Below are 12697 nucleotides of genomic sequence, written 5' to 3'. Positions count from 1 at the left end.
TAAATACTTGCTTTTAAACAACTTTCCCCCAACAGCCCCTCCGATCGAGAGGTCTTTTCTTTTCCACAACAGATGAATATCGTCTTTCGTCAGAACATCACGATGTTCCAACATGGGAGTGAACATATGAAAACGTTTTTGACAGCGACTGCGGTCGCCGCCTTGATGACAAGCGCGGCATTTGCAGACGGCCATTCCAAAGAAATCAAGATGGGGGTCATCCTTGGCTTTACCGGCCCGATTGAATCCCTGACACCGTCAATGGCGGCGGGTGCCGAAATGGCGATGGCCGAAGTCACCGCAAGCGGCAAACTTCTTGACGGTGCCACCGTCACGTCCGTCCGTGCAGATTCAACCTGCGTGGACAGCGCCGCGGCAACAGCAGCGGCCGAACGCCTGATCACCAGCGACGGCATCAAGGCCATGATGGGTCCGGATTGTTCCGGCGTCACCGGCGCGGTTCTGGCAAACGTGTCTGTGCCCAACGGCATGGTCATGATTTCGCCCTCCGCAACCTCGCCCGCATTGTCGGCTGCTGAAGACAACGGCCTGTTCTTCCGCACCGCCCCGTCCGATGCGCGTCAGGGTGTCGTTCTGGCGACCATCATGATGGAAAAAGGCATCACCAGCGCGGCTGTGACCTACACCAACAACGATTACGGCAAAGGCTTTGCCGATGCGTTCGAAGCCGCGTATGTGGCCGCTGGCGGGTCCGTGACCCTGTCCGCTCCGCATGAGGACGGCAAGGCCGATTATTCGGCCGAAGTCGGCGCGCTGGCCTCGGCTGGCGGCGATGCACTGGTCGTGTTGGGCTATGTCGATCAGGGTGGCGCGGGCGTCATTCAGGGCGCACTGGACACAGGCGCGTTTGACATGTTCGCCATGGGCGACGGCATGATCGGCGACTCGCTGGCCGAACGGTTCGGTGATGACATCGCTGGCATGATCGGCACCGCTCCGGGGTCGGACAATGCAGGCGCCGCGATGTTCCAGGAAATGGCAACCGCCGCCGGGATCGATGGAACCTCTGTCTATGCGGGCGAGTCCTATGATGCCGCAGCGCTGATGCTGCTGGCCATGGCCGCAGCCGGGTCGATGGAGCCGGGCGACTACGGTTCGCGCATCTTTGACGTGGCCAACGCACCGGGCGAGCCGATCCTGCCGGGCGAACTGGACAAGGCGCTGGAAATCCTCGCTGCCGGTGGTGACGTGGATTACCAGGGCGCCACAGGCGTTGAACTGGTCGAGCCGGGCGAAGCGGCAGGGTCTTATGCCGAATTCACAGTGGAAAACGGCGCTTTGAAAGTGGTCGGCTACCGCTAAGCGCGCCGTCCTTCAGATTTCGAGCGGCGCGGGAATTTCTCGCGCCGTTTCACTATAAAAGGCGGAAAAAACAAAACCGCCACAGGGATACACGATGATCGAGGTGAAAAATCTTCACCGCCATTTTGGCGGCTTTCACGCAGTGGACGGCGCAACGCTTGAGATCGAGACCGGGTCGATCACCGGCCTTGTTGGCCCCAATGGTGCGGGAAAAACGACGCTTTTCAATGTGGTGGCAGGCGTTCTTCCCCCAACGTCGGGTCAGGTGTTCATGGCGGGCGAAGACATCACCGGCCTGCCGCCGCACACATTGTTCCACAAAGGGCTTCTGCGCACGTTCCAGATCGCACATGAATTTGCGTCCATGTCCTGCCGTGAGAACCTGATGATGGTGCCTGCCGGTCAAACGGGAGAGACGCTTTGGAACACATGGTTCGGTCGCAAACGCATCGCCAATGAGGAACGTGCATTGCGCGCCAAGGCGGATGAAGTGCTGGAATTTCTGACCATTGAACATCTGGCGGATCACAAGGCCGGTCAGGTGTCGGGCGGGCAGAAGAAACTGCTGGAACTGGGCCGCACCATGATGGTCGACGCCCGCATCGTCTTTCTCGACGAAGTTGGCGCAGGGGTGAACCGCACCCTGCTCAACACCATTGGGGATGCGATCCTCCGGCTGAACCAGGAGCGCGGCTATACCTTCTGCATGATCGAGCACGACATGGATTTCATCGGACGGCTGTGTGATCCGGTGATTGTCATGGCCGAAGGCAAGGTGCTGTCGAAAGGCACCATCGACGAGATCAAGGCGGATGAGCGCGTGATCGAGGCGTATCTGGGCACTGGCCTCAAGAACAAGGAAGCGGTGCAATGAATACCACGCAGACCGCGACCAAGACACAAGACGCTCCGTTTCTGATCGGCGAGACCATGACCGGCGGCTATGGCAAGACCGGCCCCGACATCCTGCATGGTTGCACTATCGCTGTGGAGCGCGGCGAGATCGCGGTGATTGTCGGCCCCAACGGCGCCGGTAAATCGACCGCGATGAAAGCCGTGTTCGGTATGCTCGACCTGCGTGAGGGCCGCGTGCTGCTGGATGGAGAGGACATCACCCATCTGACCCCACAAGCGCGGGTGCGGCACGGGATGGGCTTTGTCCCGCAAACGTCGAACATCTTTACGTCAATGACAGTGGAAGAGAACCTTGAGATGGGAGCGTTCATCCGCGAGGATGATTTCCGCACCACGATGGAACAGGTCTACGAGCTGTTCCCGATCCTGCGTGAAAAGCGCCATCAGGCGGCGGGCGAACTGTCCGGCGGGCAGCGGCAACAGGTGGCGGTGGGTCGGGCGTTGATGACGCAACCCAAGGTGCTGATGTTGGATGAGCCGACGGCGGGCGTGTCGCCCATCGTGATGGACGAGCTGTTTGACCGGATCATTGAAGTAGCGCGGACGGGCATTTCGATCCTGATGGTGGAACAGAACGCCCGGCAGGCGCTGGAGATCGCGGACAAGGGATATGTCCTCGTACAGGGTGCCAATGGCTATTCCGGCACTGGAAAAGAGCTTTTGGCGAACCCCGATGTGCGCCGGTCGTTCTTGGGTGGATAGGGATACCGGGCAAAGGCCCGGTCAACGCGTTTGCCAAAGGGCGCGCGGGATGGAGATGATGGACGTGCGTATTTTGAAAAAGAAAAAGCAAGGGGTGTGCCCCGATTTGGCCAAAGGGTCTGTGTCATGGATTTCCTGAACGGTATCGTGGCGCTGGCCAATTTCGTGCTGATCCCGGCGATTGCCTATGGCAGCCAACTTGCGCTCGGCGCTTTGGGTGTGACGCTGATCTATGGCATCTTGCGGTTTTCCAACTTTGCCCATGGCGACACAATGGCCGCAGGCACCATGTTTGCGGTCCTCACCACATGGGGGCTGCAAAGCCTTGGCGTGAGCCTTGGGCCATTGCCCACGGCGCTGCTTGCGATCCCGATCGGCATTCTGGGCGCAACCGCGCTGGTGCTGCTGACGGACAAGTATGTCTACAAGTTCTACCGCGCACAAAAGGCCAAGCCGGTGATCCTTGTCATTGTGTCGATGGGCGTGATGTTCATCTACAATGGCTTTACGCGCATCATCATTGGCCCGGATGATCACCGCTTTGCCGATGGTGAGCGGTTCGTGATCTCGGCCCGCACCTTCCGCGACATGACAGGCCTTGAGGAAGGGCTTGCCCTGCGCACGACGCAGGTGATCACGGTGGTGACCGCAATCGTGGTGGTGGCGGCGTTGTTCTGGTTCCTGAACAAGACGCGCACCGGCAAATCCATGCGGGCGTTTTCCGACAACGAAGATCTGGCACTGTTGTCGGGCATCAACCCCGAACGCGTCGTGCTCGTGACATGGCTTATCGTGGCATCCCTCGCCACGGTCGCGGGTGTGCTTTACGGACTGGACAAGTCATTCAAGGCGTTCACCTACTTCCAGCTTTTGTTGCCGATCTTTGCCGCCGCTATCGTGGGCGGATTGGGCAATCCGTTGGGTGCCATCGCCGGAGGGTTTGTCATCGCGTTTTCCGAAGTGGGCATCACCTATGCGTGGAAAAAGGTGCTAGTCTACATCATGCCCCCTGCCCTGGAGCCTGACGGTTTGGTGCAAATGCTGAGTACGGAATACAAATTTGCGGTCAGTTTCGTGATCCTTGTGATCGTTTTGCTGTTCCGACCAACCGGTCTGTTCCGGGGGAAATCGCTATGAAAACGGTGTTGCTGTTTGCGGGAGTGGCGGGACTCATTCTTGGGACCGGATTTGTGCAAAGCTGGAACTCGGCGCTGCTGATCCTGAATATGGGATTGGTCAGTGCGGTGATGGCGCTGGGGGTGAACCTGCAATGGGGTTTGGCAGGGCTGTTCAACGTCGGTGTGATGGGCTTTGTCGCGCTGGGCGGGCTGGCGGTTGTGCTGATTTCCATGCCGCCTGTGGGTGCGGCGTGGCAGGCGGGCGGCGGCAACATCCTGTTGGGACTTGTGCTGGGCGCCGCCACGATCGTGGCAGCGGTGCTGGTCTGGTCGCGCACCACGGGCAAGCTGCGCGGTTGGGGCACGGCGGCGGTGCTGCTGATTGGCCTTGTGATCTATCGCATGGTGCTGGACCCCGCGGTTGAGGCCGTGGAGGCGGTTGATCCGGCGTTGGCGGGCTATCTTGGGGGACTTGGCCTTCCGGTGTTGCTGGCGTGGCCTGTGGGCGGCGTTTTGGCCGCCGGTGCGGCTTATGTGATCGGCAAGACAGCGCTGGGCCTGCGGTCGGACTATCTGGCCATTGCTACGCTCGGAATTGCCGAGATCGTCATTGCGATCCTCAAGAACGAGGACTGGCTGGCGCGCGGTGTGAAGAATGTGATCGGCCTGCCCCGCCCAGTACCGTTCGAGGTGGACCTTCAGAACGATCCCGCCTTTGTCGAACGTGCGGCAGGGTTCGGGCTGGATGCGACCACCGCATCGACCATCTATGTGAAGATCGAGTACGGGCTGCTGTTTGCGGCGGTGCTGATTGTCCTGCTCGTTCTGTCGCAACTCGCGCTGAACAGTCCTTGGGGCCGAATGATGCGCGCGATCCGCGATAACGAAACTGCCGCGCGCGCCATGGGTAAAGACGTCAAGGCCCGGCATTTGCAGGTCTTTGTTCTGGGCTCTGCGATCTGCGGCATTGCCGGTGCCATGATGACCACGCTGGACGGGCAGCTAACTCCGGGAAGCTATCAACCGCTGCGATATACTTTCCTGATCTGGGTGATGGTGATTGTCGGCGGGTCCGGCAACAACCTTGGCGCGGTATTGGGTGGGTTCCTGATCTGGTTCCTGTGGGTGCAGGTCGAGCCGATGGGTCAATTGCTGATGTCGGCGATCACCGCGGGCATGGCGGACGGGTCTTGGCTCAAGGCGCATCTGATGGACAGCGTGCAGCATATGCGCCTTTTGACGATGGGGCTGATCCTGTTGCTGGTGCTCCGGCTCTATCCACGCGGGCTTTTGCCCGAACGATGACCCCTGCCGCGCCGTATGAGACCTTTCGGCAAGAGACGGCGCGGCAGGAACCGCCTAAAGTGAACGGACATGGCAGACGTGCGCTGCGTCTGCCGCCCGGATGGCAGAAGTGAGCAGCACAATGCGAGATATCCCGACAACCGCGTTGACCGCCTTGGTCGTGGACGACCATCCTTTGTTCTGTGACGCGTTGATGTTGACCCTGCGATCCATTGCCGATTTCGCCGAGATTCAGACGGCTGGCACGCTTGATGCCTCGCTGGACAAGGTCAATGACGAGACCGAGTTCGACCTGATCTTGCTGGATTTGAATCTGCCCGATGTGAACGGGCTTGATGGATTGATCCGTCTGCGCACGGCAGCGCCGAAATCCGCGATCCTGATTGTGTCGTCAATGGCCGACAACCGGATGATCAGCCATGCGCTGAAAGCCGGAGCAAACGGGTTTGTGCCCAAGCATTCCCAGCGCGCCGTGTTCCGCAAGGCGTTTGACGCAGTGCGCGACGGGCTGTCATTTGTACCGGATGGCTATATCGACCCCCAAGGGCAAGACAATCCCCGCGACGCCCCGGAAGAGGCGCTGTCGCGCTTGGCATCCCTGACCAACCAGCAAGCGCGCATCCTCAACCTGATCTGTGAAGGCAAGCTGAACAAGCAAATCGCATTTGACCTGTCCATCGCCGAAACCACCGTCAAAGCGCATGTGACAGCCATCATGCGCAAGCTCGGTGTGCACAGCCGAACGCAGGCGGTCTTGATCGCACAGGAAGCGCGGTTCAACCGCGTCTTGCCAAACGACCTGTGATCCTCCTATCATCCAAGACAGCCAACACTTGGGAACCAAAGAGTGGAAGGAAGCAGGATTTTTCCTGAGACCGAACGTTCTGAGACCGCCGTGGAGGTCATCGCAGTTGCACAGGTGCGCTGTGACGATCCAGACTTCGCAGACCAAATAGCCAAACAACTTGGGCCGGGACCGTTCGAGCTTGTTTGTCTATTTGTGTCTCCGGAGGCGGACTTTGGCGCATCGGTGGCAGCAACCTCGCGCCGGTTCGGCGACGCGGATGTTTTGGCATGCACGACCGCCGGTGAAATTGGCCGCGCCGGATATGAGGAAGAGCAGATCATCGCGGTCGCCTTTCGCAAAAATAACTTTAAAATAACGACATATTCTATTGAAAATCTTGATAATTTACAGGAAGAGGTTGTTGCCGGCGCCTTGATCGAAGCACGGTTGACCCTGATCCAGAAAACGCCGGAATGGTCCTCGGAATTTGCGTTCCTGATGGTGGACGGGCTTAGTCTGCGCGAAGAGCAATTAACAGCTTTCCTGTCAGCCGGGCTTGGCCCGACGCCCTTGTTCGGCGGGTCGTCAGGCGATGGCACCCGGTTTGGCAAGACTTGGCTTGCGCGCAACGGTGTTGTGATGACAAACGCCGCCGTGGTGGTGTTTGTGCGCTGTGATCGCCCTGTTCGGGTGTTCAGCCTTGATCACCTGATTCCGACCGACCAGCGCATGGTGGTCACATCGGCCTCGCCCGAAACGAGAATCGTGCATGAAATCAACGCGGAACCAGCCGCTCTTGAATATGCCCGACTGCTTGGGTTGGACCCGAACCAGCTTGATCAATTCATCTTTGCCGAACACCCGGTGGTTGTGCGTCTGGGCGATGCGCACCATGTGCGGGCCATTCAGCAGGTTAAGGAAAACCACGATCTGGTGTTCTTTTCGGCCATCAACGAAGGCATGGTTCTGACGCTGGCCACCCATGACGATATCGCGGCGCATCTGGATCGTGGGCTTGAGAGCCTTGCCAAGCACACAAAACCCGAGATCATTCTGGGCTGTGATTGCATACTGCGGCGCATTGAGGCCGGGCGCATCCAGCAAAGCCGCGCTGTGTCGGACGTGTTGCAGGCGCATAATGTGGTTGGGTTTTCGACCTATGGTGAACAGATCGGCGGTCTGCATGTGAACCAGACACTGACCGGCGTTGCAATTTATCCTCCTCTTGCGCACGAGGCGACCCGTGTCCCTGATTGATCCAACTGACAGTCTTGAACGTCAGAACGAAAAGCTGCTCAAGATCGCCGACAGCCTCATGCGGCGTGTCGAATACGGGACATCGCATTCAGGCGCGGCCTATGCCCAATTCGAACGCGCGGCGCTGCTGGAAAAGCGGGTGCGGGAACGTACGCTCGAACTTGAGAAGACGCTGGACCTGCTGCATGACGCCAACGCGCAACTGGCGCAGGCCAATCAAGACACCGAAGCTGCGCGGCGCAACCTTGCTGATGCGATCGAGACGATTTCAGAAGGCTTTGCGCTGTTTGATCCGAGTGATTTTCTGGTCATGTGCAATTCGCGCTTTTGCCGGGATTTCCGTGACACTGCCAATGATCTGAAGCCCGGTCTGGCCTTTGACAGCTATGTGGACCGGGTCAGCCGATCAGCGCATCTGCATCTGCCCGAGCATCAGGATCGCAACACATGGGCCAAGCTGCGCCGCAAACGGCACACGGACCGGCGGGTGATGTTCAACGTGCAGCTTACGCAGGACCGCTGGTTGCAGGTGTCCGAACACCGCACGGCCAATGGCGGCACTGTGGTTCTTCAGACCGACATCACCGATATCATGCGGATCGAACGGCAGGAACAGGCCAAGCTGCGGGATAAGCAAACCCGCATGATCCGTGCCACGCTGGACCACCTGAACCAAGGCGTGTGTATCTTTGACGAAAACGCGCGTCTGGTCGGCTGGAACCAGAAACTGGGGAGCCTCTTGGCGATCCCTGCACGACGCCTGCGAATTGGCGCGTCCTTTATCGGCCTGCTTGACGATTTGGATGATGCGTTCAAATTTACCCGCGGGATTGACCGCGCGTCGTTCCGCCGTTGGGCAGTGGCGGACGGCCTGCGACAGCCCGTGTCCTTTGAAGTGCAGCGCGGCGACAGCATCATCCTGCACATCTTTGGCCGCGACATGCCGGACCGGGGCTTTGTGATTTCCTGCACCGATGTCACCGCTGAACGCGAAGCCGCCCGCAAGCTATATGAGTTGAACGAAATCCTTGAACAGCGGGTGATGGAGCGCACGCTGGAGCTTGAGGATGCACTAAGTGCGGCAGAACGTGCAAACGCGTCCAAATCGCGGTTTGTGGCGGCTGCCAGTCATGACCTGTTGCAACCCTTGTCTGCGGCCAAGCTGTTCATGGCATCGTTGTCTGACAAGATCGACACCCCCAATGAACAGGCCGTTCTGGCCAAGGCGGAAACCGCCCTTGGTGCCGCCGAACAGATCATCGACGCACTGCTTAACATCTCAAAGCTGGAAACCGATGGGCTGAGCTTTGACATCCGTCCAGTGGCGCTCCGCGAGATTTTTGATCCGTTACGCGACGAGATGGGGTTGTTGGCGGAACGCAAGGGACTGTCCTTGCGAATTGTAGACAGTTCGCATGTCGTGGACTCTGATCCATCCTACCTGCGGCGCATCGTGCAGAACCTGCTGACCAATGCCATCCGCTATACTGACTCAGGCCGTGTGGTCGTCGGCGCGCGGCGTAACGGTGATTCAGTTCGGATCGAGGTGTGGGACACCGGCCCCGGCATTGCCGAGGAGGATCAGAACGCGATCTTCGAAGAATTCCGCCGCCTTGATACCACTGCCAGCAACAATGACGGGCTGGGGCTTGGTCTGGCTATTGTCGAACGGGCCTGCGCACGGCTGGGCCATCCGCTTGGCCTGTGGTCCGAACTGGGCCGTGGGTCATGTTTCATGTTGAACGTGCCGCGCGCCCGTCATGCACAGCCAAGCCTGTCCAAGGTCTCGCGCAATGCGTCTGCAATGGGCCTGCTGAAATCCGGGCTGATCGTCCTTTTGGTGGAGAACGATCCACAGCTCAGACGCGCCATGTCGCTCCTCGTCGAAAGCTGGGGGATCAGCGTCATCGAAAGCGAAAACGCCGAAAATGCGCTGGAGTTGATGGCTGATCTTCAGATCACGCCAGACGCGCTTTTGCTGGATTATCAATTGGGGGACGGTGCCACCGGAACAGAGCTTTACGAAGAGCTGACCCGGCGTATGGGCCGCCTGCCCTGCGCCATCGTATCCGCCGAGCGGTCAACCCAATTGCGCCAAGAAACCAAGCGTCTGGGGATTGATCTGCTTCTCAAGCCAATTGATCGCACCAAGCTTGTAGAGTTCTTTTACACCGCCGCGCAGCATATTGTGCATTAGGGTGGATCGACTGGCCGAAAGTGACCGCACAACGCCCAAGGTCTATTCGGCCACCTTATTCCGGATGTTGCCGTTCGGCGTGACCAGATAATCCTTGACCCGTTCGGCGATCGGATCGGGCCAACGGCGCGTTCTCAACGCCACACCTTCGGACAACACGAGCGTTCCAGTGATTGAAGCACGCGTCTCGGCCCCGGTGGTTGCAACAAGCTCGACCCAAATGCTGCTCCGACGCAATTCACGCACCGACAATCGCCATGTCAGACGATCCCCAAGACGGCTTGGAGCCGAAAACTCGGCCGAGATATTGACGAACGGCAAGGTCAGCGCATCGCTGCCTTGTATCTGGCTCATGGGCCAGTCCAGCGCCTCGTCCAGCCAATTTTCGATAACGGTGTGCACCATCTCGAAATAACGAGGCAGAAAAACGATGCCGGATGTTTCGCAGTCGCGCAGCATAACATCGTGAACGTATTGGTAAGCCGGCATCCCGGACCATCCTGTGCAAGTCTCTCCCAAACCCCGGCAGGAACCGGGTTGTGTCTGTATTTCAGATTATTGGTGACGTTTTCAACATCTTTCGTCAAATCTGCCCGTTCATGAGGCAATACCAATGTCGTAGAGAAGCTCCGCGTAATTTTATTTCACCGCGCAATCACGATATCCGCCCGCAGACCGCCCATGCTGTCGCTTGTGCCCAGACGCAGAACACCACCATGTGACCGCGCGATATCGGCGGCGATGGCCAAGCCTAAACCGACGCCGGACCCCTTGTCCTGATTTCGCGCAGGATCGAGACGCACAAAGGGCCGCAGCGCGTTGTCTCGTTGATCTGACGGTATGCCGGGGCCGTCATCTTCGATCCGAATACGCAGCGATTTGTCCGTCAGGGCCACGGACACTTCGCACCGGTTGCCGTAGCGTTCAGCATTGCCGATCAGATTTTCAATCGCCCGGCGCATCGCCGTCTGACGCAGCATCACCTGCCCGCGCCCCGTTGAGGCGACCAGCATCGCCGGCATCCCCGCGCGCGCGCAATCATCTACAACGGTCTGCACAAACTCCGGCATCGTGGTGGCTTCGGGTGGCGCACCATCAGCATTGCCACGGGCGAAATCCAAAAACGCGTCAATAAGCTTTTGCATATCGTCGATGTCGCGCTCCAACGGCGCACGATCTTCGTCCGACAGCATGGACACAGCCAGCCGCAACCGCGTCAGAGGGGTCCGCAGATCGTGGCTGATCCCCGAGAGCATCATAGTGCGCTGTTCGATCTGGCGTTCGATCCGCGCCCGCATGTCCAGAAACGCATGCCCCGCCGCACGCACTTCGACTGCACCAGACGGCGAATAGGGCACGTTGCGCCCTCGTCCAAAGGATTCCGCCGCCTCGGCCAGCCGTGTGATCGGGCGCAGTTGGTTGCGCAGATAGAGAAACGCAATCAACGTCATCAACCCACCGAAAACCACCATGTTGACCAAAAGCTGATGCGGGTTAGAGGCCGATGCCCGTTCGCGGTCAAATTCGATCAGACGCAAAGGCTGGTCGCCCCGTTTGACCCAGACGTTGACCGTCCAATCATCCACCAAATGCGCACGTTCATAGCCGATCACATGGGTTTGCAACGTGCGGATGACCACGATGCCCGAGAAATCGAACCAGCGCCGCAAGTCTGTATCCGGCATTGCTTCAAGCGTGGTGGGCAGGAACGTCAGATCCAGCGCGTCGGCCAAGACCGTATCGCCCTCCCGGACCGGGTCCAGCGCGGTGTTGATCTGGCGCGCCATTTCCCGGCTAAGCTGTTCCGTCACCCCTTCAAAATGCCGCTGAATGAACACGATGGACACGACAAGTTGCAGTGTCACCACTGGCAGGATCAGGATCAGCGCCGCGCGTCCGTACAGCCCGCGTGGCATATAGCGTTTGAGCCAGTCAAATGTCATGGCGCGACGCTACTCCACCCTTTGACAAAACGGAATGTCTCTGCGCAACAGGGATTGCAATTTGCAAGATGGGCTGATGCTCTGGGCATCATGATGCAGGATCCGCAGCCCGACTTTCGCCCTGAACCCGGCAGTGCCGAAATATTGGCCCCCGGTCTGCGCAGAATTTTGGCCCCGAACCCGTCACCGATGACCTTTCGCGGCACCAACACCTATCTGCTGGGCGACACGGATCTGGCCATCATCGACCCCGGCCCATCGGACCAACAGCATTTGGAGGCGATTCTAGAGGCTGTGACGGGCGCACAGGTGTCGGCAATTCTGGTCACCCATGCCCATGTGGACCACTCCCCACTCGCGCGGCCATTAGCGCACGCCGTGAATGCTCCAGTCTACGCGTTTTCCGACGCGAAAGGCGGGCGCAGCGCGGTGATGCGGGATCTGGCCAAATCAGGGCTGTTGGACGGCGGCGAAGGCGTGGATGAGGAGTTTCACCCTGATATCTGTCTTGCCGACGGGGACGCGGTACACGGGATCGACTGGACCTTGCGTGCGATCCACACCCCCGGTCATTTCGGCAATCATCTCAGCTTTGCCTGGGATGATGTATTGTTTTGTGGCGATCTGGTCATGGGCTGGTCCAGTTCACTGGTCTCACCGCCGGATGGCGACCTAACCGATTTCATGGCGTCCTGCCGTCGCTTGCAGACCGAGACATGGTCGGTGTTTCATGCCGGCCACGGTGCCCCGATCACGGCCCCCCACGCGCGGCTGGAGTGGCTGATTGCGCACCGACTGTCACGCGAGGCGGCTGTGCTGGACGCGCTCAAAGATGGCCCGGCTACCTGTGCCGCTCTTGCTGCCCGGATCTACTCCGACACGCCTGCTGCGCTCTTGCCAGCTGCAACGCGAAACGTCCTTGCACATCTTATTGATCTTCATGGAAAAAACACCGTTGCACCAACGGGCGCACTGTCTGCGCAGACCGTATTTGCATTAACATAACAGCGAACGCATTTTTTTCCGAAAACCCTCTGGACGCGCCGCATCACTGTTGCTAAACCCCGCCTCGTGTTCCGGCGTAGCTCAGCGGTAGAGCAGTTGACTGTTAATCAATTGGTCGTAGGTTCGATCCCTACCGCCGGAGCCA

Annotated in this window: 11 protein-coding genes and 1 tRNA gene; 10 read left to right on the top strand and 2 right to left on the bottom strand. The window is 59.1% G+C overall.

Annotated features, from left to right (window positions below; translation table 11 throughout):
- The first annotated feature begins 126 nt into the window (after positions 1 to 126).
- The 8 genes from ACSHXH_RS13835 (at position 127) to ACSHXH_RS13800 (ending at position 9604) form a co-directional block, all read left to right on the top strand.
- The gene (locus ACSHXH_RS13835; RefSeq protein WP_435672397.1) at positions 127 to 1323 is read left to right on the top strand and encodes an ABC transporter substrate-binding protein; all 1197 of its coding nucleotides are present in this window, start codon (positions 127 to 129) and stop codon (positions 1321 to 1323) included.
- Positions 1324 to 1417: 94 nt separating this feature from the next.
- Entirely contained in the window at positions 1418 to 2197 is a 780-nt protein-coding gene (locus ACSHXH_RS13830) for an ABC transporter ATP-binding protein (RefSeq protein ID WP_435672396.1), read from the top strand.
- Positions 2194 to 2940, top strand: a complete 747-nt coding sequence (locus tag ACSHXH_RS13825; RefSeq protein ID WP_435672395.1) for an ABC transporter ATP-binding protein — start codon at positions 2194 to 2196, stop codon at positions 2938 to 2940. The genes ACSHXH_RS13830 and ACSHXH_RS13825 overlap by 4 nt, the downstream gene beginning before the upstream one ends.
- 126 nt (positions 2941 to 3066) lie before the next feature.
- Complete coding sequence (locus ACSHXH_RS13820) at positions 3067 to 4077, top strand: branched-chain amino acid ABC transporter permease (protein ID WP_435672394.1); 1011 nt, start codon at positions 3067 to 3069, stop codon at positions 4075 to 4077.
- Entirely contained in the window at positions 4074 to 5363 is a 1290-nt protein-coding gene (locus ACSHXH_RS13815; protein ID WP_435672393.1) for a branched-chain amino acid ABC transporter permease, read from the top strand. The genes ACSHXH_RS13820 and ACSHXH_RS13815 overlap by 4 nt, the downstream gene beginning before the upstream one ends.
- A 121-nt stretch (positions 5364 to 5484) precedes the next feature.
- Positions 5485 to 6168, top strand: coding sequence for a response regulator (locus ACSHXH_RS13810; RefSeq protein ID WP_435672392.1), 684 nt, complete (start codon positions 5485 to 5487; stop codon positions 6166 to 6168).
- A gap of 90 nt (positions 6169 to 6258) precedes the next feature.
- Positions 6259 to 7407, top strand: coding sequence for an FIST N-terminal domain-containing protein (locus ACSHXH_RS13805; RefSeq protein WP_435672391.1), 1149 nt, complete (start codon positions 6259 to 6261; stop codon positions 7405 to 7407).
- A complete protein-coding gene (locus ACSHXH_RS13800) occupies positions 7394 to 9604 on the top strand; it encodes a PAS-domain containing protein (RefSeq protein WP_435672390.1) in 2211 nt (736 codons plus the stop codon). The genes ACSHXH_RS13805 and ACSHXH_RS13800 overlap by 14 nt, the downstream gene beginning before the upstream one ends.
- Before the next feature lie 42 nt (positions 9605 to 9646).
- On the opposite strand, the gene ACSHXH_RS13795 is transcribed toward ACSHXH_RS13800, so the two are convergent.
- Together ACSHXH_RS13795 and ACSHXH_RS13790 are read right to left on the bottom strand one after the other, a co-directional pair.
- On the bottom strand, positions 9647 to 10093 hold the full coding sequence (locus ACSHXH_RS13795) for an acyl-CoA thioesterase (protein ID WP_435672389.1): 447 nt from the start codon (positions 10091 to 10093) through the stop codon (positions 9647 to 9649).
- Positions 10094 to 10248: 155 nt separating this feature from the next.
- Positions 10249 to 11547, bottom strand: a complete 1299-nt coding sequence (locus ACSHXH_RS13790) for an ATP-binding protein (RefSeq protein ID WP_435672388.1) — start codon at positions 11545 to 11547, stop codon at positions 10249 to 10251.
- Positions 11548 to 11640: 93 nt separating this feature from the next.
- Here ACSHXH_RS13790 and ACSHXH_RS13785 point away from each other — a divergent pair, with 93 nt between their 5' ends.
- On the top strand, positions 11641 to 12552 hold the full coding sequence (locus ACSHXH_RS13785; protein ID WP_435672473.1) for an MBL fold metallo-hydrolase: 912 nt from the start codon (positions 11641 to 11643) through the stop codon (positions 12550 to 12552).
- Between the two features lie 70 nt (positions 12553 to 12622).
- Positions 12623 to 12697: transfer RNA gene (locus ACSHXH_RS13780), tRNA-Asn, on the top strand.

It is taken from the genome of Marivita sp. (assembly GCF_051251565.1).
Taxonomy (GTDB): domain Bacteria; phylum Pseudomonadota; class Alphaproteobacteria; order Rhodobacterales; family Rhodobacteraceae; genus Marivita.
This window is presented reverse-complemented; position numbering and strand designations above follow the sequence as displayed.